The 23,745-nt window shown below is 59.8% G+C and carries 21 protein-coding genes and 1 tRNA gene; 9 read left to right on the forward strand and 13 right to left on the reverse strand.

Going from position 1 to position 23,745, the window contains the following annotated elements; genetic code table 11:
- Window positions 1-191: 191 nt before the first annotated feature.
- From RWL87_RS01330 to RWL87_RS01375, 10 genes are all read right to left on the reverse strand, one after another.
- Window positions 192-1,733 carry a glycoside hydrolase family 32 protein gene (locus tag RWL87_RS01330; RefSeq protein WP_313968632.1) on the reverse strand — a complete coding sequence of 514 codons (1,542 nt, stop codon included), beginning with the start codon at window positions 1,731-1,733 and terminating at the stop codon, window positions 192-194.
- Window positions 1,734-2,054: 321 nt separating this feature from the next.
- Window positions 2,055-2,429, reverse strand: a complete 375-nt coding sequence (rplL, locus tag RWL87_RS01335; RefSeq protein WP_005504884.1) for a 50S ribosomal protein L7/L12 — start codon at window positions 2,427-2,429, stop codon at window positions 2,055-2,057.
- A gap of 156 nt (window positions 2,430-2,585) precedes the next feature.
- Window positions 2,586-3,116: a 50S ribosomal protein L10 gene (rplJ, locus tag RWL87_RS01340; protein WP_049338065.1), complete on the reverse strand. Its 531-nt coding sequence runs from the start codon at window positions 3,114-3,116 to the stop codon at window positions 2,586-2,588.
- 388 nt (window positions 3,117-3,504) lie between these two features.
- Window positions 3,505-4,638, reverse strand: a complete 1,134-nt coding sequence (locus RWL87_RS01345; RefSeq protein ID WP_313968633.1) for an ABC transporter ATP-binding protein — start codon at window positions 4,636-4,638, stop codon at window positions 3,505-3,507.
- Between the two features lie 101 nt (window positions 4,639-4,739).
- Window positions 4,740-5,714 (reverse strand): TDT family transporter, encoded by a 975-nt coding sequence (locus tag RWL87_RS01350; protein ID WP_313968634.1) that lies wholly within the window; start codon window positions 5,712-5,714, stop codon window positions 4,740-4,742.
- 323 nt (window positions 5,715-6,037) lie between these two features.
- Window positions 6,038-6,733 carry a 50S ribosomal protein L1 gene (gene rplA / locus RWL87_RS01355; protein WP_005504876.1) on the reverse strand — a complete coding sequence of 232 codons (696 nt, stop codon included), beginning with the start codon at window positions 6,731-6,733 and terminating at the stop codon, window positions 6,038-6,040.
- Window positions 6,734-6,870: 137 nt separating this feature from the next.
- Entirely contained in the window at window positions 6,871-7,299 is a 429-nt protein-coding gene (gene rplK, locus RWL87_RS01360; protein WP_005504870.1) for a 50S ribosomal protein L11, read from the reverse strand.
- Window positions 7,300-7,565: 266 nt separating this feature from the next.
- Window positions 7,566-8,312 (reverse strand): transcription termination/antitermination protein NusG, encoded by a 747-nt coding sequence (nusG, locus tag RWL87_RS01365; protein WP_313968635.1) that lies wholly within the window; start codon window positions 8,310-8,312, stop codon window positions 7,566-7,568.
- Window positions 8,313-8,416: 104 nt separating this feature from the next.
- Complete coding sequence (secE, locus tag RWL87_RS01370; RefSeq protein ID WP_005504868.1) at window positions 8,417-8,695, reverse strand: preprotein translocase subunit SecE; 279 nt, start codon at window positions 8,693-8,695, stop codon at window positions 8,417-8,419.
- Window positions 8,696-8,773: 78 nt separating this feature from the next.
- Window positions 8,774-8,846 (reverse strand) — tRNA-Trp (locus RWL87_RS01375).
- A 354-nt stretch (window positions 8,847-9,200) separates the two neighbouring features.
- On the opposite strand from RWL87_RS01375, the gene RWL87_RS01380 reads away from it, so the two are divergent.
- Entirely contained in the window at window positions 9,201-10,403 is a 1,203-nt protein-coding gene (locus tag RWL87_RS01380) for a pyridoxal phosphate-dependent aminotransferase (RefSeq protein ID WP_313968636.1), read from the forward strand.
- Window positions 10,404-10,865: 462 nt separating this feature from the next.
- Window positions 10,866-11,897: a 6-phosphofructokinase gene (locus RWL87_RS01385; RefSeq protein WP_313968637.1), complete on the forward strand. Its 1,032-nt coding sequence runs from the start codon at window positions 10,866-10,868 to the stop codon at window positions 11,895-11,897.
- Between the two features lie 132 nt (window positions 11,898-12,029).
- On the opposite strand, the gene RWL87_RS01390 is transcribed toward RWL87_RS01385, so the two are convergent.
- A complete protein-coding gene (locus RWL87_RS01390) occupies window positions 12,030-13,265 on the reverse strand; it encodes a folate-binding protein (RefSeq protein ID WP_313968638.1) in 1,236 nt (411 codons plus the stop codon).
- Between the two features lie 65 nt (window positions 13,266-13,330).
- Window positions 13,331-14,020, reverse strand: coding sequence for an FABP family protein (locus RWL87_RS01395; protein ID WP_070634875.1), 690 nt, complete (start codon window positions 14,018-14,020; stop codon window positions 13,331-13,333).
- Between the two features lie 605 nt (window positions 14,021-14,625).
- On the opposite strand from RWL87_RS01395, the gene RWL87_RS01400 reads away from it, so the two are divergent.
- The 7 genes from RWL87_RS01400 to asd all read left to right on the forward strand — a co-directional run bounded on the left by RWL87_RS01400 (window position 14,626) and on the right by asd (window position 23,162).
- Window positions 14,626-15,303 (forward strand): response regulator transcription factor, encoded by a 678-nt coding sequence (locus tag RWL87_RS01400; RefSeq protein ID WP_294627594.1) that lies wholly within the window; start codon window positions 14,626-14,628, stop codon window positions 15,301-15,303.
- A 179-nt stretch (window positions 15,304-15,482) separates the two neighbouring features.
- On the forward strand, window positions 15,483-16,547 hold the full coding sequence (mshD, locus tag RWL87_RS01405; RefSeq protein ID WP_313968639.1) for a mycothiol synthase: 1,065 nt from the start codon (window positions 15,483-15,485) through the stop codon (window positions 16,545-16,547).
- A gap of 65 nt (window positions 16,548-16,612) precedes the next feature.
- Window positions 16,613-18,886: an RNA degradosome polyphosphate kinase gene (locus tag RWL87_RS01410; protein WP_313968640.1), complete on the forward strand. Its 2,274-nt coding sequence runs from the start codon at window positions 16,613-16,615 to the stop codon at window positions 18,884-18,886.
- A gap of 251 nt (window positions 18,887-19,137) precedes the next feature.
- A complete protein-coding gene (locus RWL87_RS01415) occupies window positions 19,138-20,145 on the forward strand; it encodes an NUDIX hydrolase (protein WP_313968641.1) in 1,008 nt (335 codons plus the stop codon).
- A gap of 109 nt (window positions 20,146-20,254) precedes the next feature.
- Complete coding sequence (locus tag RWL87_RS01420) at window positions 20,255-21,136, forward strand: thymidylate synthase (protein ID WP_070846802.1); 882 nt, start codon at window positions 20,255-20,257, stop codon at window positions 21,134-21,136.
- Between the two features lie 24 nt (window positions 21,137-21,160).
- On the forward strand, window positions 21,161-21,811 hold the full coding sequence (locus RWL87_RS01425; RefSeq protein ID WP_313968648.1) for a dihydrofolate reductase: 651 nt from the start codon (window positions 21,161-21,163) through the stop codon (window positions 21,809-21,811).
- A 211-nt stretch (window positions 21,812-22,022) separates the two neighbouring features.
- The gene (gene asd / locus RWL87_RS01430; RefSeq protein ID WP_313968642.1) at window positions 22,023-23,162 is read left to right on the forward strand and encodes an aspartate-semialdehyde dehydrogenase; all 1,140 of its coding nucleotides are present in this window, start codon (window positions 22,023-22,025) and stop codon (window positions 23,160-23,162) included.
- Between the two features lie 91 nt (window positions 23,163-23,253).
- Here the strand turns inward: asd and RWL87_RS01435 are convergent, their stop codons facing one another.
- On the reverse strand, window positions 23,254-23,643 hold the full coding sequence (locus RWL87_RS01435) for a PGPGW domain-containing protein (RefSeq protein ID WP_070688601.1): 390 nt from the start codon (window positions 23,641-23,643) through the stop codon (window positions 23,254-23,256).
- Between the last annotated feature and the right edge of the window lie 102 nt (window positions 23,644-23,745).

Here is a 23,745-nt window from a genome sequence, read left to right on the forward strand (position 1 = left end):
AGGTGAGATATGTCTGTGTGTGCATGTCATGCATATGTCATACGTTTGACATATCGGATGTAAAACATGGTATCACGGGAAAGTTCTTAAAAGCGAGGGCTCACCCTCCACATGGAAAGTGAGCCCTCAGACATATTCAGAAATTACCGAAAACCACCCGTGTGGGCAGCTCCTAACGCCTATAAAACGGTTTAGAGGCGGCCGTACTCCAGGGACAGTACCTCGCCACCGGTCAGGCGGACGCGGCGCTTATCGCCCTTGAAGAAGGTGCGAGCGGTCATGACCTCAGCACCCATGGATGCGACCAGCTTGCCGCCCACGTACAGTTCGGTTGCCGAGCCGTCCACGAGCAGGTCAAACTCGCGAATCTTCGAACGCTTCAGGGTGCGGCGGCGCAGGCTACCGCCCTCGGTGTAGCGGGTACCGCCACGGTCCATCTGCACAAAGTCCTTATCAAGGACGATGCTCAGTGCCACGCCGTGGGTGTCCTTAATCTTCAGCTTCACGCGCTCATCCGAGACGTTCACGCGGCCGCGCAGACGGAAGGTCAGGGCGTTCTTCAGCTCGACGAGCTTGCCCTTCTCCTCTTCGCGGTACAGCGGCTTCATCTCCATAGCGTCGTTGAGCTGCGGCACCGGGCGCTGGAACAGCTTACCGTTACGCAGGTGCAGCTCACGCGGGTAGGTGAACATGTGCACCCAGCGGTGGCTCCACGAGGGCAGGTCGTCCTGGTCTGCGTTGCCCAGCCACGCGATCATCACCGGGGCATCGCCGCTCACGGTGTGCGGTGCCTTCGGGTCGGAGGTCAGGCCGGTGCCGGAGATGGTCTGCGGGGCGTAGAACTCGAAACCTGCATCCAGCTCGGTGAAGGGGGTCTCCACGGTGAACTTGAGGGTCTCGTTATCCAGCGAACCGACAATGTAGCCGCTCTGGAAAATGTTGTTGTACTTCTCGCCGAGGGGCTGCATGCCCTGCGGGCTGAAAATCAGCACGTCGCGGATCTCGCCGGTCAGCTCATCGCGCATGCTCAGCAGGGAGGGGCACTCGTACATGTAGGTGCCCTTGAGGGTCTTATCCTTGATGCCCAGCTCGCCGCGGAAGGTCCACTCGCGGCGGTCGGCGGAGGTGTACACGACGACAGCGCCGGTCAGATCCTCGCGCTGAGCGCCGATGACCATCCACCATTCGCCGTTACGCTCGAAGACGTGCGGGTCGCGGTAGTGCGCGGTGTAGCCCTTTGCGGGGCCGGAAATCAGCGGGGGCAACTGACGGGTCGGCTTCGCGTCCTCACCCGCGGTAGCGAGAATCTGGTAGGTTTCGCGGTTGCCTTCTTCGTCCTTCACGTTACCGGTGTAGAAGAATTCAAAACCGCCGGGGACCTTAATGCCGGAGCCGGAGTAGCAGCCGTGCGAATCGTAGCGGCTATCGGGAACCAGCGCGGTGCCCTCATCAGTCCAGTGGGTCAGGTCCTCGCTGACCGCGTGGCGCCAGTAAACCATACGCTCCGGGTGCAGGGGCGAGTACTGGTAGAAGGCGTGGTAGCGCTTGCCGTCGAAGACCAGGCCGTTCGGGTCGTTCAGACGGCCCACGGGAGGTGCCAGGTGCAGAGCCGGGTAGTCGCGGTCTTCACGAACACCGGCACCGAAAGCGTCCAGGATCTGCTGTGCTTCAGCCGCCAAGTCGCGGGCGGGTCGCTTGGTTGCGCTCTTCTTCTTTTTCTTCTGCTCGCTCATGTCTATCCGCTTTCGTGCAAAGGAATGTCTGGGTTGTCTCATCCCATCATACGGCACCTATCCCCCATTGCTGGGCTCCAGGAGAGAGGAGCCACAGTGCTCTCAGCCTCTCTTATCCGAGGCACAGGGCGGCCACAGCGGCTTATACGCCACCTGCTGATTATGTGGCGCATACCCCGTTTGCTACAGGAGAAAAGAGCGGGCACGACAAAGCCCCGCACCTCCCTAGTCTTATGCCGGGGTAGGCGCGGGGCTGTTAAATGCCGCGAGGCGGCACATCCGATGGATGCACCGCCCGCGTAAGAATCGAGAAGAAGTCGATTACTTGAGGGTGATGGTTGCGCCAGCAGCCTCGAGCTGCTCCTTAGCCTTCTCAGCGTCTTCCTTGGAAACGCCCTCGAGCAGAGCCTTGGGAGCGCTGTCAACCAGGTCCTTTGCTTCCTTCAGGCCGAGGGAGGTCAGGGCACGAACTTCCTTGATCACTGCGATCTTCTTGTCGCCAGCGGACTCCAGGATAACGTCGAACTCGGACTTCTCTTCAGCAGCCTCGCCTGCTGCGCCGCCTGCTACAACTGCAACGGGAGCAGCTGCGGTGACGTCGAACTCTTCCTCGAATGCCTTGACGAACTCGGAAACCTCAACGAGGGACAGTTCCTTGAATGCTGCAATGAGTTCTTCGATGGACAGCTTAGCCATTGTTTGGCTCCTTCACTATCTGGTGCGGACTGACGCCCGCGGTGTAAAACTTCAGTACCTACCCCGAAAGGGTCGGTCAAATTTAGGGTGCGTTACACGCTATTCGCGTTCACGCTGCTGAGTATCTCAGCGCTGGTGCAGTAGCACGAAAGGGGCTTATGCCTCTTCCGAAGCCTCCTCGGCAGCAGCGGGAGCTGCGCCTTCCTGCTCCTCCAGCTTGACGCGCAGTGCGTCTGCAACCTGTGCGATGCGTGCGATGGCTGCCTTTGCGCCACCTGCAACCTTGGACAGCAGAACCTCGCGGGATTCCAGGTCAGCGTAGCGCTTGACGTCGTCCTCGGTCAGAGCGGCACCTTCGTAGTAACCGTTCTTCACGATCAGCTGGGGGTTAGCCTTGGCAAAGTCACGCAGGCCCTTAGCAGCATCAATCAGGTCGCCCTTGATGAATGCCAGTGCGGAGGGACCCTGGAGGTGGCCTTCGAATGCGTCGATGCCAGCTTCCTTAGCTGCGATAGCAGCCAGCGTGTTCTTCACCACGGCGTATTCGGTCTCTGCACCGAGTGCGCGGCGCAGCTCCTTGAGCTGTGCAACAGTGAGACCGCGGTATTCGGTCAGGATGACTGCGTTCGAAGCTTCGAAGAGTTCCTTCAGCTCGGATACTGCAGCGATCTTTTCCTGAGTCGCCATGGTAGTTCCTTCTTCCGATTCTTGTAAGGTCGCCGGTAGAGCCTCGAAGCATTTATTGCAAGCAATAAAAAATGCCCCGACGCGTAGGCGTACGAGGCACGATAGACGACACCCTGCATGAGGGCAACGGCTATTCACTTCGAGTTACCTACGCGGGCGGCGATTTCTAGTGAAATCTGCTCTTATCAGAACTCTGTTCTTCGTCTCCATCGAGGTGGCGATAAAGGACATAGTTCTAGACCGGCGGTCTTTGGTTTATTCATCATCTCAGGTTAAAGCCCGAGTCGCAAGTTAAAAACGTGATTAAGCGGGGTTAATCACTTAAAGCCCCTCTTTAAGCCGATTAACCCGCGCTTTATCCCCTCTGGAAGACCCGGTAAACCACGTTTTAGAGGTAAAAACGCTTTCCCTGGGCAAACAAGAAGCAGCGCCCAGCAGCCACCCCCAGGTGCACCCGCTGCCCCACGTTTAGGGAAGTGGTACCCTGCGCATCCGGGATAAAGAACTCCAGTTCCTGGTCCGCACGCACTCGGGCATACTTTTGGGCGCTCAGCTCTGTTTCTGCTGAAGCCCGCTGAGATTCCAGAGGCAGGGAAACCGCCTCCAGCAGACGCCCACGGTACAGCATGCCACCGACCAGGTGACGGTAGCCGAGCACCTGCACCGGTAGGGCGTGAGCAGCATCTGCCGCCACCGGATGCAAGGCGGTCGCACGAATCGCCAGCTCGCACCCGGCAGGTAGAGACGCAGAGTCCTCAAGCTCCAATAGATTCAGCGCGGGTGCCGCCAAAAGCTTCGCCACCTGCAGAGTATGCGGATGCGCCAGCAGCCGCTCCGGAGTATCCACCTGCACCAGGTAGCCGGCATCCATAACCGCCACACGGTGACCCAGCATCAGAGCCTCATTCTGATCGTGGGTCACGTACAGGCCCGTAAAACCGTAGCGTTCGTGCAGACGCACAATATCCGCGCGAATACTCGCGCTCATCTCCTCATCCACACTCGCCAGCGGCTCATCAAAAAGCACCACCGGAGCACGGCGAATCAGTGCACGCGCAATACCCACACGCTGAGCCTGACCACCCGATAGCTGCGAAGGCTTACGGTCCTCCAGGCCCTCAAGCTTCAACGCCGCCAACAGCTCGCGGTAGTAGTCCATATCGGCACCACCGGAGAACGCACGCAGACGCGTCGGGAACAGAATATTATCCTTCACACTCAGGTGCGGGTACAGAATGGGACGCTGGAAGACCACACCCACCGAGCCGCGCTCCAGAGGCTGTCCGGCATAGGTCACCCGGCCGGCACTCGGCTCCTCCAGACCCGCAATAATACGCAGCAGCGTGGATTTACCCGTGCCCGAAGAACCAACCAGAGAAATCATCTCGCCCGGATGCACATCCAGGTCAATTTCATTCAGAACCGTCGTATCGGTGCCAAAAGTCTTCGCGATACCTCGAATACGCAAGCCGTCAAAAGGCTCAGAAGCCGCAACAGAAGAAGAGTGGGATGCAGAAGTCATTCCCCCATTATCGCCGAAACCCGCACCCGGCACGGGCGCAGAAGATAAGCGCCGTCATACAACAGCACACTAACCTCACGCCGGTACCCCACACGGAAACCTTAGCTCGGGCGCACCAACAGGCGTCCCTTCACCGCCAAATACAGCGTGCCCGCCCACAGGAAAATCAAGAAAGCAGTACCCGCCACCGTCAGAGCAGGACCCACCAGCCCCAGCATGCCAGCCGAGGTCAGGCGAATACCACTCGCCGCCATAGATGCCATACCGAAGGAGAAACCCCACATGCTCATCGAGAAGCCACCCTCAAGAGTCCACGGAAGCAAGCGCATCAAGAAGAACAGCTGCAAAATGCCGTAACCGGTCAGCACAAGGAAGAACCAGTCCACCGTGCCGCCGTTAGCCGCCAGGTACGCGTTACCACCCACAAAAGGCGGAGCCATCTGGATACCAATAATGCCGCGCTCCCCCTGAGGTAGCGGGGTCAGGGTACGCAGACGGCTCAGAATCGCGCCCTCAATGCTAAACCACGAAATCAGACCCGCACCGAAGAAGAGCATCGCCATATCGCGCCATCCGACAAAACCCATCGCCGTAGCGGTCGCAAAATTTGTCGCCACAGTCGGCAGGTACAACACTGGCGAGGCAGCCTCGGGCGCATACCCGCCACGCCACGTGCCAGCAATACGATGAGAAGCGAAATACAGCTGCCCCACTCCGCCCAGCACAACCAGCGTGAGAGCCGGAACCTCAACATACGGGTAGAGAGCCGCACCCACCTGCGCCGTCGTCGCCGGAACCAGCGAAAAGAAGCAGGTACGCGCCGGATGCTCCCAAAAACCACACACCCACGCACGGTACTTCACCACCGCGTGAACCAGAAAACCCATAAGAAGCAGCCACACCACGGCATTAAAAGCCAGGATGCTCTCACCCACCCAGTCAGGCGCCAGCCCCTTCGACGCACCGGTACGCCAGGCAGCACCCAGCGCGCCGGTGCCCAGCGCCACCGCAAAATAATTGACCGGCACGCTGAGGCCGCGGCGGGCGCTCTGCTCGCTCTGGAGGGAAGAAGGCATTAGGTTTTACCTCTCATGGTTGTAGGGCAGAATAGGGGCACACGGCCCCAATATGTGTTTCGACGGTGCCGGGACATGGACAGGCCCAAGGAACCGGGGAGCTCGAAAATCATTCTATGTTTTAAGCTTATAAAAGCTGGAAGTCCGTGACGTACTTTAACTGACGCCGGTCACGCAATGTCTTGAATCTTCACGCTGCATCTTGAATCTTAACGCTGTGTTTTGAATCTTCACACAGACAAAATCATGCACAAAAAATCGCCCCCGACGCCTAAACGTCGGGGGCGATCACTAGCTAAAGCTAGAAGCTACAGGTGCATACCTTAGGCAGCAACGGCAGCCGGATCAACGGGGATACCGGGGCCGAAGGTGGTAGCAACGGTTGCCTTGGAGATGTAACGACCCTTAGCCGAAGAGGGCTTCAGACGGTTAACCTCTTCCAGAGCTGCCTGGAAGTTCTCCTCGAGCTGCTCAGCGGTGAAGGAAGCCTTACCGATGATGAAGTGCAGGTTGGAGTTACGGTCAACGCGGAAGTCGATCTTACCGCCCTTGATGTCTGCAACAGCCTTTGCAACATCCATGGTCACGGTACCGGTCTTGGGGTTCGGCATCAGGTTACGGGGACCCAGGATCTTACCCAGGCGGCCGACCTTGCCCATCATGTCGGGGGTTGCAACCGCTGCGTCGAAGTCGGTCCAGCCGCCAGCGATCTTTGCAATCAGCTCGTCGGAACCAACGTAGTCAGCGCCAGCTGCCTCAGCCTCAGCAGCCTTGGGGCCTGCTGCGATAACGACCACGCGAGCGGTCTTACCGGTGCCGTGGGGCAGGTTCACGGTACCGCGAACCATCTGGTCTGCCTTACGGGGGTCAACGGACAGACGCATTGCAACCTCAACGGTTGCGTCGGTCTTGGTGGAAGAGGTTTCCTTCGCCAGGGCAACTGCCTCAGCGGGGGTGTAGAGCTTACCCTCTTCAATCTTGGCTACAGCTGCCTTGTACGCCTTGCTGCGCTTTGCCATCTGCTTTTCTCCTTATGCAGTTGTGGTCTCGTGAGCCGCGCTCGGCTCTGCCACATCCCGTCCATACGACGGGCATTTACAAGTTCTGTGTAGAAAAATCTACGGTGCCGATTACTCGGCTATTCGGCGAACCGAAATTACTCGACGGTGATACCCATGGAACGAGCGGTACCTGCGATGATCTTGGATGCTGCATCCAGGTCGTTTGCGTTCAGGTCGGGCATCTTGGTCTCAGCGATTTCGCGCACCTGAGCCTCGGTCAGCGAGCCAACCTTGGTGGTGTGAGGAACAGCGGAGCCCTTGGCAACGCCAGCAGCCTTCTTGATCAGCTGGGAAGCCGGAGGGGTCTTGGTGATGAAGGTGAAGGAGCGATCCTCGTAGACGGTAATCTCAACGGGGATGATGTTACCGCGCTGCGACTCAGTTGCAGCGTTGTATGCCTTGCAGAACTCCATGATGTTCACACCGTGCGAGCCCAGTGCGGGGCCGACGGGGGGAGCCGGGTTAGCGGCGCCTGCCTGGATCTGCAGCTTGATGAGGCCAGTGACCTTCTTCTTGGGAGCCAATGTAGGGTCCTTTTCTTAGCTGGGAACCGACGCACAGGAGCGTACGCCGGCAAGATGGTGACCGTGGCGCGGCCACCCGTGCATCCGCATGAAAGCGTGACATGCGCATACACAAACCAACATTTTAGCGTTAATCAGCGACTTAATCCAGCGCCAGCTAGCAGAAAGAGTAAACCCCACCCGCACAGCTCGCACAGTTCAAGACGCCCATACGCAATATGAGCCCCGCACCAAAGTGCGAGGCTCATATTCACACGCTAGAAGCGTTAAATCTTTTCGATCTCGGTGAAGCTCAAGGTCACCGGGGTGTCGCGGCCGAAGACGGAAATCATCACGACAATCTGCTGGGACTCGCCCTTGATCTCCGAAACGGTAGCGTCCATGCCCTCGAAAGCACCGGACTTCACGCGGACGTTCTCGCCCACAGTGTAGTCGGACTCGATAACGGGCTTGGAAACGGGCAGGCCCTGGCTCTGCTGCTGCTCTTCGAAGACCGGCAGGAGCATGTCAAAGACCTCGTCCATACGCAGCGGGACCGGGTTGTACGCATCCTGGCCCACGAAGCCAGTCACACCCGGGGTGTGACGGACAACGCCCCACGAGTGGTCGGTCAGTTCCATACGAACCAGAACGTAACCGGGAACGCGCACGCGGCGGATGGTCTTCTTCACGGTGTTCTTGAACTCAACCACGGTCTCCATGGGAACCTGAACCTCGAAGATCTCATCTTCAGCTTCCAGGTTCTGGATACGGGTCTCGATACCGGTCTTCACCTTATTCTCGTAACCGGAGTAGGTGTGCACCACGTACCAGTCACCCGCCTGACGGCGCAGCTTGGACTTGAATTCTTCCAGAGCGTCGACTTCCTCAACCGCCTCAGCAGCTGCTTCAGCCACCTCGACAGCCTCGGTAGCTTCCTCAGCCTGCTGCTCAATAGCCGCAGACTCCTCAGTAGCCTCAGCAGCGGCTACCTCGACCTCTTCAATCTCGGATACCAGTTCCTGCTCGGACACGTCGCTCCTACTTTCTATCGTTAATCATCTAGAGGGGACTCCCACTCGCCAATGCGCTGAGGGAAATCACTGATGGGGCACCCCAGATAAGGATGCAGCCAGTACTAGTTACGCTGAATGGTTCCGTTACCGAAAATCCAGAATGCTCCCTGGCCGAAAAGATAATCCAGACCAGAAATAAGAAGGAGCATCACCACGACAAAGAACAGAACTCCGAAGAAGTAACCAACCAGTTCGCGTCCGGTGGGAGTAGTAACCTTCTTCAACTCCGCAAAAACTTCACGGAGGAATGCAAAAATACGGCCGAAGAAACCGAGCTTCTTATCGCTCTTCGACGATGCGCCGGGCTGAACAGCCTTCTCGGCGGTAGCAGACGATGCCATTTCTTCTGCCCCTTTCTGAGTCTAAAAAAGTACGCCCGGGGTGCGGGCGTACAAAGTTATTTATTGAGGCAATAAAAGCAGGGCGGACAGGACTCGAACCTGCAACCTGCGGTTTTGGAGACCGCTGCTCTACCAATTGAGCCACCACCCTTTGAAGTTTTCACTTCAGGTGTGAGAGTTGCTTCTCACTCGTTTACTCCTCCATTGCCTCTAAGCCGTGGCTTTAGAGGGGCAAACAATTACACCCTTGCGGGTGCAGAACTAACTGTAAACCATCTTTCGGGGCCGATGCAACTTCAGAATGTAATATTTTTCGAAAAACCTCTTGAGATACCTTGACGAAGGGTTCCGCATCGCTACTAGTGGACCGTATCCTATATAAAAGGAACGCCACTTACACCCTCGCGCAACGCACGCGAGACGGTCCCACCCGCGCATTCCAATCACCTGTTTTCCTTGTCGACTTCACGCCGGCAGCGCACACGAAGAAAGAGAAGAGAGCCCCATGGCGCGTATTTCAAGCCGCATCGGTGCCATCGCACCCTCCGCAACCCTTGCCGTCGACGCAAAGGCAAAAGCACTCAAGGCTCAGGGACGCCCCGTCATTGGATTCGGTGCAGGCGAACCGGACTTCCCCACACCCGCGCATATCGTGGACGCCGCACGCGAAGCACTCAACGACCCCAAGAACTTCCGCTACTCCCCCGCATCCGGCCTGCCCGAGCTGAAGAAGGCCATCGCGGAGAAGACCCTGCGCGACTCCGGTGTAGAGGTCGACCCCTCCCAGGTCATCGTCACCAACGGCGGCAAGCAGGCCGTGTACCAGGCATTCGCAACCGTCATCGACGAAGGCGACGACGTGCTTCTGCCCGCACCCTACTGGACCACCTACCCCGAATGCATCCGCCTGGCTGGCGGTAACCCCATCGAGGTTTTCGCCGGTAGCGACCAGCACTACAAGGTCACCGTCGAGCAGCTCGAAGCCGCCTACACCCCCGCGACCAAGGCGCTCATCTTCGTCTCCCCCTCCAACCCGACCGGTGCCGTCTACACCGAAGAAGAGACCCGCGCGATTGGCGAATGGGCACTTTCCAAGGGCATTTTCGTACTGACCGACGAAATCTACGAGCACCTCACCTACGACGGCACCGACTCCGTCTCCATCCTGAAGGCAGTGCCCGAGCTCGCCGACCAGTGCGTCATCCTCAACGGCGTGGCAAAGACCTACGCCATGACCGGTTGGCGTGTTGGCTGGATGATTGGCCCGCGCGACGTCATCGCCGCAGCCTCCAACCTGCAGTCCCATATGACCTCCAACGTCAACAACATCGCCCAGCGCGCAGCGCTTGCCGCGCTGACCGGCCCGCAGGAGGACGTGGAAATCATGCACGCTGCCTTCGACCGCCGCCGCCGCACCATCGTCGACGGCCTGAACGCTATTGAAGGCGTACACTGCCCCGTACCCACCGGCGCGTTCTACGCCTACCCGGACGTACGCGAACTGCTCGGCAAGGAAATCGCGGGCGTACGCCCCCAAACCTCCGCAGAGCTCGCCGAGCTCATCCTCGAAAAGGCCGAGGTCGCTGTAGTTCCCGGCGAGGCATTCGGCCCCAGCGGCTACCTGCGCCTCTCCTACGCCCTGAGCGACCAGGACCTGGCAGAGGGCCTGGCTCGCCTGCAGAAGTTCCTCGGTCAGGCACGCGACTAGTTCGCGACTCTCCGAACCGCGTCTCTCGCTCCGGCGGGAGGTGCGGTTTAGGTGTTGGGTGAACCGGCACAAAACGATCAAACACAGGGCTATTGACCGTTTTATGTCCTAAAAACCGGGAATCCCACAAAGATTTAAAAATATTTTTAAAACGCTCGAGGCCTCCCGCATCTTTTCGGATGCGCGGAGGCCTCATTTGCCTCTTCGGTGCCATAAGTGGGAAGCGGCGGCTATTTGTACTTCAAACCCAAACATACAGGTTTCAAAAACCTGAACTTTTATGCCGCGATTTGGGCATTCCCACGCCATTCCACCACTACCAACACAACCCAAACATCGCTAAAATAGAGACCAAGAGAACGACCTCCCGACCGGCGCACATTCATGCGCCGAAATCGTGGAGGTCATAGTTATATACACGCGCGCACAACACCTAAAACGCGCAGACATTAGGAGCCAACCATGAAGATCGGTCTGCTTACTTCCGGCGGCGACTGCCCCGGCCTGAACGCTGTCATCCGCGGCGCTGTCCTCAACGGCGTCAAGAAGTACGGCTACGAGTTCGTCGGCTTCCGCGATGGCTGGCGCGGCGTCGTTGAAGGCGACTACATGGACCTGCCCCGCCAGAAGGTCCGCGGCCTGGCATCCCAGGGCGGCACCATCATCGGTACCTCCCGCACCAACCCCTTCGACGGCCCCAACGGTGGCCCCGAGAACATCGAAATCATGATGGAACGCCACGGCATCGACGCAATCGTCGCTATCGGTGGTGAAGGCACCCTCGCAGGCGCAAAGCGTCTGGCAGACGCAGGTCTGCCCGTCATCGGTGTTCCCAAGACCATCGACAACGACCTGCGCGCAACCGACTACACCTTCGGCTTCGACACCGCAGTCTCCATCGCAACCGAGGCAATGGACCGCATCCGCACCACCGGTGAATCGCACCACCGCTGCATGGTCGCAGAGGTCATGGGCCGCCACGTCGGTTGGATCGCACTGCACTCCGGTATGGCAGCAGGCGCACACGCAATCCTGATCCCCGAAGTCAAGGTCTCCATGGAGCAGGTTGCAGAATGGGTCAAGGAAGTACACGACCGCGGCCGCTCTCCCCTGGTTGTTGTTGCTGAGGGCTTCATCCCCGAAGGCTTCGACGACGTCATGGCAAACAAGGGTACCGAGAAGGACGGTCGTCCCCGCCTCGGTGGTATCGGTGAGTACATCACCCAGGAAATCGAGAAGATGACCGGCGTCGAAACCCGTAACACCATCCTGGGCCACATCCAGCGCGGTGGCGCACCCACCGGCTACGACCGCGTGCTCGCAACCCGCCTGGGCATGGGCGCAGTCGACATGGTCGCTCAGAAGCAGTGGGGCAAGATGGTCTCCGTTCAGGGCACCGAAATCAAGTACGTCCCCCTCGAAGAGGCACTGGACGGCCTGAAGTCCGTACCTCAGGAACGCTGGGACGAAGCAGCCGTCCTCTTCGGCCGCTAAACCCCATAAGCTCGGCAAGATTGCTGAGCACACATACTAAAACCGCGGAGGCGGGCACTCGTAACGGGTGCCCGCCTCCGCGGTTTTATCTGAGGTATTTTCTAGTTCAGGCAGTTTGAGGCCGGGAAGCGCCTAACGCTTCAAGAAATCCTGACCCGCCAAAGAACGACGCGCCACCTCACCGGACTCCGGCGAAACCACCGTCGTCTGTGCCACCGCGTACTCGGTAGCCGGTGCCGGCGAACCATCGGGCAGGAAATCGCCGCCGTCAACCGCACGCAAAGGCGCCTGCGGATCAACGCCGCGCTTAATCACAGCCAGCGCAATCGGACCCGCCTCATGATGCAACGCCACCGAGGTAATACGACCCACCGGGCGGGACTTACCCTCCACGAACAGCTCGCTACCGGCCGCAGGCAGGGTGTGCTCCGAACCGTCAATATCCAAGAACACCAGGCGGCGCGGCGGGCGACCCAGGTTATGCACACGAGCGACTGTCTCCTGGCCCTTATAGCAACCCTTATCGAAATGCACCGCGGTACGGGTGTAATCCAGCTCCTGAGGGATGGTTTTATCGTCAGCCTCGGTACCGTAGCGCGGGCGCCACGCCTCAATACGCAGAGCCTCCGCAGCCCACAGGCCCGCAAAACGCGCCTCCGCAGATTCAGCCAGGGCCGGCAGGACAGAGCGCGGCACAATGCTCAAGAAACGCACGTAGTCCGCGCCAGGGTGGGCGTCACCCGCCTCATCATAACGGTAGCTGCCAGGTGCCGGAGTATGCCAGGGATCCTCCCACACCAGCGGCTTAGCCTCGGCGAGCGCAGGATGCACCGAACCGTCCTGCAGAATCGGGTTGCGGGCGCTCTCCAGCACGGCGTACTCGTCGCTGAGGTTCTGCACCTCAACGCGCATCATGAACTTCATGCGGTTCAGGTAATCGGTCAGCGGCTGAGCCTGGTAGCCCTCAACGATGAGCCAGAGCGCCTCGCCGTCTTCGATAGCAGCCGGGGCGTACTCCACGCGCCCCTGGGGTGAAAGCAGCAGGAACTCGCGGCTCTCCCCGGAGGTCATGCCGGTCAGAATCTGCGAGGCGATGGAGGTCAGCCAGGTCTGACGATCCGGACCCGTAACACGCACCACGCCCATGGAGGAGCGGTCCACCAGCACCAGCGGTTCCTGCTCCTGCGCGGATCGGTCAAAGCTGAGGGCGCGCTGCTCCAGCATGGGGTTGCCGTAGTGCGCGGCGACGCCGGCATCCAGGCCGGAGGCGGCAAAAGCGCCGTGCAGGCCCAGCAGGGGGCTCACCGGGCGGGCGGCATCAGGCTGGGGTGCCTCAGCCTGAGGGGCTTCAAGCGAAGAATCAGTCACGGAAGGTGCACCTTTCACGCAAAGAGTCTGCCCCGCCATTCAGCGGGGCAGACATAAGTAATGTATTAGGCGGTGGGCTCGGAGCCGGGCTCGCCGGTGGGCTCTTCGCCGTCCAGGGAACCGAACATCGAGGTGCCCAGGGAGTCGCCGGTCATCGAGGAAGTCTTACGAAGCTCAGCGGAGGCGTGCTTGTGCAGCTTACCCTCGGCGTCTGCGACCTCCCAGTCCCACATGAGGTTGCCGTTGACCAGGCCCCACAGACGCACGGAGCCCGCGTACTCGTGGGAGATGTCGTCGCGCAGCAGGTTGCCGGTCTGCATGCGAATGACCGGGCCCTTGACCATGCCCACGTAGTTCTCGCTAATACCGCCGGGGTGCGCGATGGTTGCCAACAGCGAGAAGCCGTCGTCCTCGTTGCGCAGGGTCTCAACGCTCTCAGCGTCAGCGAAGGCGGGAATAACGTCCTTGGGAACGATACCGAAGCCGCCGTCGGCGTCGGTCAGGGGGCGGTCAATCTGCCAGAAGCCGGTCTCAACGGTGATGGGGCGCAGCTTCTGACCCTCGTCGTCGAGCAGGAAAGACTCAGCGCGGTATTCAATGAAGGGCAGGCCGTCCTGCTCAAAAGTAATAATCTGGCCGAAGGGGGTGTTTTCCTGGCCTTCGTACCACATGGTTCCGGTACCCTCCCAGGTGCCGAGCAGCCATGCGAAGGGAACAAGTTCAGGGGTTAGGTTGGTAGGGATTTCAATAGCCATACCCCCTATTTTAGTACCCGAGCGTACAACGGCACCCTGTTCGTTCGCCCTCGGCGCGGGATAATTCCCCGTCCACGCCCGGCATCAGACATATAGAAAACCCCCAACCGGAGGGGACCGGGTGGGGGTTCACGCCGTCATTGGCGAGGCGGTACGAACCGTACGACCGCCTAAAGCCCTGTGTGGGCGATGCTTCTGCTCTGTGCGGGAAGACTACTTCTGACCGCTGAAGAGGCCACGCAACACTGCGAATGCACCGATACCGATGCACACGGAGATGATAGCCATCAACGACATGAAGAGAGCTTCAAGAGCCATAAGATTGTTTTCCATGCCTTAAACCTACCACAGACCCGCCCCGAAAGGGCGCAGAATCAGCGGCAGAAACATAGTGGACACCCCGCCCGCGGTAGCCACCACAACACTCACCGCAACAGTCGCTGCGCACGCCCCCATCGCCTCCGGGCAGGCAGAGTTCAGCAACAGTCCGCCATGCGATACCAGCACCCACCCAAACACCACTCCAGCACCCCAGAGCGGGCGTGCGAGTACACTAGAAAGAGCCCAAAAGTTTTACACGGGAAATACATAGGAAAGGAGAGGGTGTGTACCGTATTGCGCTCATGAGCGACACCGCCGCGCAGGATATGATCCCCTCGCTGAGCCTGCTCAGCCACAAGGTACACGTCTTCCCCCTCGACACCGCCCACACCGCCCTCGAATCCGAGACCTTCGACCTGCTCATGGTCGACGCCCGCACCGCGCTCGTCAAGGCACGCCAATGCGCCCAGCTGTTGCGCGCCGCCGGTGTGCAGTTGCCGCTCATCGCACTCCTGAATGAAGGCGGCATGGCGGCGGTTGCCGCCTCCTGGCAGGTGGACGATATCGTCTCTGACCAGGCATCCCCCTCCGAAATGGATGCGCGCCTGCGCCTCGCCATCAAGAGCGACGCAGCCGCGGAAGAAGAAAGCTCCGAAGAACGCATCGTGCGCGCGGGCAACCTCGTCATTGACACACAGGCGTACTCGGCGCATCTCTCCGGTACCGCACTGAACCTGACCTTCAAAGAGTTTGAACTGCTCAAGTTCATGGCTCAGCACCCCGGACGCGTCTTCTCCCGCGCCCAGCTGCTCTCCGAGGTGTGGGGTTACGATTCCTACTACGGCGGCACCCGCACCGTGGACGTGCACGTGCGTCGTCTGCGTTCCAAGCTCGGCACCGAGTACGAGCAGATGATCTCGACCGTGCGTAACGTGGGCTATTCCTTCAACAGCACCCGCTAAATTTTGCGGCACCATCCGCTGTTTTGGTGTGCCCGTTCTCGAGTAGCCTCGCCGCTGAACCAGGTACCAGAATGTGTAAATGTTCCGGTTCTTGTCATATTCGCCCAAGACGAAGAGCAAACTCTTCAAAGAGCAATCATCCCCGGTAGAGTTGAATCAGAAGGCTACGAAAGAAGGCGATGATGGTACACAGTCAGACACCCAATCCCTCCACCCTGCCCGCTGAAAGCTCCCTTGTTTACGCGGAACCGCAGCTCACCGAAGAGCTGCTGGAACGATTCGATTCCTTTGCCCAGGCGGTTGCCAAGCACGACGGCGTTTCGGCGTTCTCCGAGCAGACCCGCATCGAGCTGAGCAAGGCGCTACGCGAAAGCACCCTCACCCCTCCGCGTTTCTTTGTCGCAGAGGACAACGGCACCCTTGCTGCTGTCTTCGTGGCGCTCACCCCCGCACATGACGAAGATACAGGCGTGATTGAGGCCGCCGTCGCCCCCGAATACCGCGGACGAGGCACCGGTAGCGCGTTCTTCGACCACGCCGTCCGCCAGCTGGGTGAAGACGCCGTACGCTACCGCCTCTGGGTTCACGGCAGCGCCACCGACACCGGCATTGAAAGCCCCGCCCACGCATTCGCGACCCTGCACGGCTTCGAGCCGGTGCGAGTGCTGTACAAGATGGTTCTGCCCCTGGACGCACAGACCCGCGAAGAGCTCGTGGAACGCTCCGATGCACGCACCCTCCCCGAAAACCTGCGGATGCGCACCTTCACCGGCGCGGACGAATTCCCCTGGCTACGCGTGAACGCTGCCGCTTTTGCGCACCACCCCGAGCAGGGCAAGCTCACCCTCGCCGATTTGCGCGAGCGCACCGGCTCCCCCTGGTTCCGTCCCGAAGGTTTCTTCATCGCCTCCGAGGTTGATGACGATTCTGCGATTGCGGCGTTCACCTGGACGAAGATCCCGACCGGTCAGGAGCAGGGCGAGCTGTCCCCCTCCGGCGAGATTTACGTGGTGGGTGTGAACCCGCAGGCACAGGGAGGCGGTCTGGGCCGAACCCTCACCCTGCGCGCGCTGGCGTACCTGGCTTGCGCGGAGGATGAGAACGGCGAGCCGCTACGCGCCATCGACCTGTACGTGGACGCCGATAACACCGCCGCATACTCCCTCTACACTTCCTTGGGTTTCGGTGTGGCAACGGTAGACCGCATGTACGCCCCCGCCCAGCAGGCTGAGCCTGCCGCCTAGTTTTGGTGCGCCGCAGTTGGTGCCCCTCTTCACGACTTATCCCCGAGCAGAAAGGCAAGTACAGTATGGTACCCGCCCCCAATGGCCTGAATAAGGCGCCTAAGCCTAAGCCGTCTGAGCCGGCACCCATGACCGGTGTCATTCACATCGGCCACGATATTTCGAAGATTGAGCGTGCCGAGTCTCGCGGTGACCGCATTGAGAAGGGTGAGAAGCGCTCCTACTTCAGCCTGGAAGAGGAATTCGGCCCGGAGCGTTTCTTCGACCGTGAGAGCAGCTGGCTGGACTTCAACACCCGCGTGCTGGAGCTGGCGGAGGACCCGAACCTGTTCCTGCTGGAGCGTCTGAACTTCCTGTCGATTGTGGCGTCTAACCTGGACGAGTTCTTCATGGTGCGTGTGGCGGGTCTGAAGCGCCGCATTGCGACCGGCCTGGCGGTGCCTTCGGCGGCGGGCCTGAGCCCCGAGGAGCAGATGGAAGAGATTGCTGAGCGTGCCCACAAGCTACAGGAACGCCACGCCGATGTGTTCCACAACCAGGTTCTGCCCGCTCTGGAGGAGCAGAACATCCGCATCGTGGGTTGGAACGACCTGGATGCGGACGCTAAGCAGCGCCTGCGTCAGGAGTTCATGCAGGACATCTTCCCGATTCTGACTCCGCTGGCGGTTGACCCGGCGCATCCCTTCCCCTACATTTCGGGTCTGTCGCTGAACCTTGCGGTGCTGGTGCGTAACCCGCAGACCGGCAAGGAGCTGTTCGCCCGCGTGAAGGTGCCCGATCAGCTGGACCGCATGGTCTCTGTGGATGGTTCCCGCGCCGCCAACACTGCGGGCCGCGAGAGCCGCTACATTGCGCTCGAAGACATCATTGCTGAGCACCTGGACACTCTCTTCCCTGGCATGGAGGTTGTGGAGCACCACGTCTTCCGCGTGACCCGTAATGAGGATCTTGAGGTGGAAGAGGACGATGCTGAGAACCTGCTGAAGGCTCTAGAGAAGGAGCTTCTGCGCCGTCGTTTCGGTCCGCCGGTCCGTCTGGAGGTTGAGGACACCATCAACCCGACCATCCTGGACCTGCTGATTTCTGAGCTGAACATTGACGAGTCCGAGGTGTACCGCCTGCCGGCTCCGCTGGATCTGCGCGGCATGAGTGCGATTGTTCGTGCGAACCGCCCGGCTCTGCACTACCCCAAGCACATTGCGCACACTTCCCGTTGGCTCAACGCCACCGAGACCGCGAAGGCTGCGGATGTGTTCGCTGCCGCCCGCGACCACGACGTGCTGTTGCACCACCCGTACGATTCGTTTGCGACCAGTGTGCAGGCGTTCTTGGCGCAGGCTGCCGCCGACCCGCGTGTTCAGGCGATTAAGCAGACCCTGTACCGTACCAGTGGTGACTCCCCCATCGTGGATGCGCTGATTGAGGCAGCTGAGGCAGGCAAGCAGGTTGTGGCACTGGTCGAGATCAAGGCTCGCTTTGATGAGGAAGCCAACATCTCGTGGGCTCGTAAGCTGGAGCGCGCCGGCGTGCACGTGGTGTACGGCATCGTGGGTCTGAAGACTCACTGCAAGCTGTCGCTGGTGGTGCGCCGTGAGGGTAACCACCTGCGCCGTTACGCTCATATTGGTACCGGTAACTACCACCCGTCGACGGCTCGTTTCTACGAGGATTTGGGCATCATCACCTGCGATGAGCAGATTTGTGAGGATGTCTCGCGCCTGTTCAACCAGCTGTCTGGTTACGCACCGAAGACTAACTACCAGTCGTTGCTGGTAGCGCCGCGTACTCTGCGTAGCGGCCTGATTGAGTGCATCGACCAGGAGATTGAGAACCACAAGGCTGGCCGCCCGGCGAAGATTCAGATCAAGTGCAACTCCATGGTGGATGAGGCCATCATCGATTCGCTGTACCGTGCTTCGCAGGCTGGTGTGCCGGTGGATGTGGTGGTTCGCGGTATTTGCGCTCTGCGCCCGGGCGTTAAGGGTCTAAGCGAGAATATTCGCGTCCGTTCGGTGCTGGGCCGCTTCTTGGAGCACTCGCGTGTGTTTGCGTTTGAGAACGGTGGCGATCCGATTGTCTACATTGGCTCTGCCGATATGATGCACCGCAACCTGGACCGCCGCATTGAGGCGCTCGTGCCTGTGAAGGATCCGCGCCACGTGAAGTATCTGCGTGACATGTTCACCACGTATATGAGTGATTCTTCGCGTACCTGGCACCTGGATTCTGAGGGCAACTGGACCCGCCACGACACCGACGATCAGGGTAACCCGCTGCAGGATGTGCAGTCGTACTACCTGAGCTCGCGTTCCCGTAAGAACGTGGTCGATAAGGTCTAAGGATGTGCCCGCTGACCTACCGGTGATTTCTGGGGTGAACCCCGTCTGTTCTCGCGCTTTATGGCGTGAGGCAGGCGGGGTTTTCCGCGTGTCGTGCAAAAACGTGCGGTGGACTAGTGCACTTAGCACAAAAGTGAACAACAGGTTACGTTGAGATTACAACTTGACCGCTCTCTCACCTACAATTAGACGCGGAGCATGGTGCCCTCTGGCATTGTGCGCAAGCCTAGCGAAGAGGTTCAGAGAGAGATATGGCACCGCTGGATTCCCCCTCCATCTACTACTCGGCACGACGTTTTGACGCGGTCAACAGCATTGACCGCGCCCCCGCGAACACCGCGGATATTGTTGCTTCTGGCGCACTGATTTGGCGTATGCGCGATGGTGCGCTTGAGGTCCTGATCATTCACCGCCCCCGTTATGATGACTGGTCCTGGCCTAAGGGCAAGCAGGATCCGGGCGAGTCCCTGGCTGAGACTGCTATTCGTGAGATTCGCGAAGAGGTCGGTCTGCAGGTTGTTCTGGGCGTGCCCCTGGCGGTGACTTCCTACCCGGTGGGTGGCCGCCCGAAGGATGTCTTCTACTGGTCCGCTGAGCTTCCCGAGGGTGCCCGCGCCCTGGCAGATGAGGGTGAAGTGGATGAGCTGCGTTGGGTATCCACCGAGGTTGCTCGCGCCCTGCTGACCAACGAGGATGACCTGGCTCCCCTGGAGTCCCTGGAGGCTCTCGCGGAGGCGGACGCGTTGCGCACCCGCCCGATTCTCATTGCCCGCCACGCGAAGGCGAAGCCTCGTTCGAGCTGGGCTGCGGCTGAGGATGACCGCCCGCTGGCGGCTACCGGTAAGCGTCAGGCGTTGGCTTCTAGCCGTCTCTTTGCGGCGTGGGCTCCGAGCCGCATTATTTCTTCCCCGTGGCTGCGTTGCGTTCAGACCGTGACCCCGTATTCGGTGGATTACGGTGTTTCGGTAAAGGAGAAGAAGTCCCTGTCGGAGGCTGGGGCTCAGCGTCACCCGGCGCGTACTGCCCGCGTGGTGGCGTCGCTGTTCGATAAGGACTCTTCATCACTGCTGTGCACCCACCGCCCGGTACTGCCGCAGGTGATGGATGTTCTGCGCGAGTACCTGTTCGAGGGCTCCGCGGAGGTCCTGCCGACTGAGGACCCGTACCTGGAGCCCGGCGATGCCCTGGTCCTGCAGGTGACCGAGGGCGATGACCCGCGTATTGTCTCGGTGGAGCGTGTACGCGCGGCACTGGACTAACATCCATATACTTTGCTCTACCTGCACCCCATTTGGGGGTTTTACAATAGAGGGGCGGTTGCTTCTTTGCCGCCTCTCACGTCTACTGACAGAATTCAAGGTTTTTCTTATGACTCACGCAATCCCTACGCCCTATGAAGATCTTCTGCGCGAAATCCTCGAGGAGAACAAGGACGCCATTGCGGCGGATGCGCAACGTTCCGACCGTACCGGCACCGGCACCTTCGGTGTTTTTGGCCGTCAGATGCGTTTTGATCTGCGTGAGTCGTTCCCGCTGATTACCACCAAGCGTGTGCACTTCAAGTCGGTTGCTATTGAGCTGCTGTGGTTCTTGCGCGGTTCGTCGAATGTGCGTTGGTTGCAGGAACGCGGTGTGACCATTTGGGATGAGTGGGCTGACGAGAACGGCGATTTGGGTCCGGTGTACGGCGTGCAGTGGCGTTCGTGGCCGACCCCCGATGGCGGCACGATTGACCAGATTGCGAAGGTCATTGAGTCGCTCAAGAACAACCCGAGCTCTCGCCGCCATATTGTTTCGGCATGGAACCCTGCCGAGGTGGATAGCATGGCGCTTCCGCCCTGCCACGCGCTGTTCCAGTTCTACGTGCACGAACGCGCCGATGGTGTGAAGGAGCTGTCCTGCCAGCTGTACCAGCGTAGTGCCGACATGTTCCTGGGCGTGCCTTTCAATATCGCCTCCTACGCGCTGTTGACCTACCTGATTGCTGAAGAGGTCGGCATGGTGCCGGGCGAGTTCATCTGGACCGGCGGCGACTGCCACATCTACTCGAACCACCTGGAGCAGGTGAAGAAGCAGCTGGGTTACGGCACCGACCCGGAGGGTAACCCCTACCCGCCGCGTGAGCCCTACCCGTACCCGAAGCTCGTTATTAAAACCAAGAAGCCTTCTATTTTCGATTACGAGTACGAAGACTTTGAACTGGTGGATTACAAGCACCACCCCGGTATTGCCGCCCCGATTGCGGTCTAACTGCAGGTAGTTCTAGGAGGCATGATGTATCGTCTGGGCGCTATTTGGACTCAAACTGATGCCGGCATCATTGGTCGTGACGGGGATATGCCCTGGTATGCTCCGGAGGATTTGGCGCACTTCAAGAAGGTGACGCTGGGTGCTCCGGTGATTATGGGTCGCCGCACGTGGGAGTCGATTCCGCCGCGTTTTCGCCCCCTGCCGGGCCGTACGAATATTGTGATTAGCCGTTCTGTAGCCGAGGCGCAAGAGCGTGATGGCGCCCTGTGGGTTCCTTCGCTGGATGCGGCGCTGTACGCGGCTCGTGACGCCGTGGGCGCACCGGTTGAAGATACCCCTGCAGATGCTGCAGCAGTTGATGCCTGGATTATTGGCGGCGGCTCCGTGTACGCGGAGGCGCTCTCCCGCACCGACCTGCCCGCCTTCGGTCGGGTGGAGACGGTGGAGCGCACGCTCTTCTACTGCCAGGAAGGTAACGAGATTACCGGCGATACGCGAGCGCCCGAACTGCAGCTTGCAAATTCTGCGGGTAACTGCGAGGTCAGCTCCCCGAACGGGTGCTGGCGGGTCACCTCCGAGAGCGCCTGGGAGAATAGCGAGAAGGGTTACCTGCTCGATGAGTCGGGCACGAAGAACCCCATGTACTTCTCGTTCCAGCGGCTCGAACGTATCTAGTTCAAGCTTCCCTCATTCACTCGCTGATATAGACATGCATTTCAAGCCTGCGGCTACTCCCCTCCCGGAGTGCCGCGGGCTTGAGTGTTTAATGCGACTCCCGGTGCCCCGGTAATAAGCCCCGCCTCTTCACACGGTATCCCGTTCCGAATATCAAATTTTTTGTACGGTGTTAGTCCGCACCCGCCAGCCTGAGAGTACACTTGGAACCATGAACTTTATTCCCGGTGACTCTGTAGGTTTTGTTGGCTGGCGCGGCATGGTGGGCTCCGTCCTCATGAAGCGCATGGTTGAGGAAGGCGACTTCGAGGGCATTACCCCCGTCTTCTTCACCACCTCTAATGTTGGTGGCGCTGCGCCCACCTTCGACGGCGTAATTGAGCCGTCCGAGCTGAAGGACGCATACGACATTGATGAGTTGCGTAAGCACTCGATTATTGTGACCGCTCAGGGCGGTGGCTACACCGAGGCTGTGCACCCGAAGCTTCGTGCAGCCGGCTGGGACGGCCTGTGGATTGATGCCGCTTCCACCCTGCGCATGAACGATGACTCCATCATCGTGCTGGACCCCATTAACCGCGACGTCATCGACCGCGGCCTGGCATCCGGCGTGAAGGACTTCGTCGGCGGTAACTGCACCGTCTCCTGCCTGCTGATGGGCCTGGGCGGCCTCTTCAAGAACGACCTGGTCGAGTGGGCTACCTCCATGACCTACCAGGCTGCTTCCGGCGGCGGTGCCCGCCACATGCGCGAGGTGCTTGCACAGTTCCGCGACCTGGGCAACGAGGTCTCCGAGGAGCTGAACGACCCCGCATCCGCAATCCTGGACATTGACCGCAAGGTCCTCGCTAAGCAGCGCTCCGGCGAGCTGGATTCCTCCCAGTTCGGTGTGCCGCTCTCCGGCTCCCTGATTCCCTGGATTGACTCCGACCTGGGTAACGGCCAGTCCCGCGAAGAGTGGAAGGCCGAGGTCGAGACCAACAAGATTCTGGGTCGCTCCGAAGACGACAAGATCACCATGGACGGCCTGTGCGTCCGTATCGCTGCGATGCGCTCGCACTCTCAGGCGCTGACCATCAAGCTCAAGAAGGACCTGCCGCTGGAGGAGATCGAGCGCATCATCGCCGAGGACAACCCCTGGGTTCGCTTCGTGCCGAACGAGCGTGAGGCGTCCATGGAGCAGCTGACCCCGGTGGCTGCTTCCGGTTCTCTGGAGATTCCGGTCGGCCGCGTACGTAAGCTCGCTATGGGCCCCGAGTACATTAGCGCGTTCACCGTGGGTGACCAGCTGCTGTGGGGTGCTGCTGAGCCAATTCGCCGTATGCTGCAGATTGCTATTGGCAAGCTCTAAAGCTCACTGACAAGCCTATATAAAAGCCCTCGCTACCATCCTTATCGGATGGGAGCGAGGGCTTCTGTGTCTAGGTATAGCTTATGCGGGCTTAGCGATGGTTCTCGGCGGCGGCTTTGCGTTCTGCCTTACGTGCGGCTTTGCGCTCTTTGCGCTGCTGTCGCCAGGCACAGTAGCGGTACCAGGCGGTGAGCACCACGTGCTTCATGAAAATATTGGCGCGGCGTGCCCAGGTGAATTCGGTGCCCCAGATGCCCAGGCCGATGAAGATGAACAGCCAGCCGGGGCCGGGGGTGACGAGCATAATCAGTCCGGCAATAAAGCAGAAGGCGCCCACACCGATGACGAGGGGCTTGTAGAGATGACGCATGACCGGATGCGCGTGCATGCGCTCCTTGCGGGCTTCGAGCCAGCGGTGAAAGCGGCTGGTCTCGCTTTCCTTGACTTCATCTTCAATGGTTTTCAGGGGTGGTCCTTCCAAACGTGCCGTAGGTGAGTTTCACCGGGCGGCGGTGGTTAGAGAATAGCACCCGCCGCTGGGTGGGTGCTGTGAAAGATTTCTTCATGTTGAGATTTTTTCGTC

The organism is uncultured Rothia sp. (genome assembly GCF_963555405.1).
In the GTDB taxonomy this organism is placed as follows: Bacteria; Actinomycetota; Actinomycetes; order Actinomycetales; family Micrococcaceae; genus Rothia.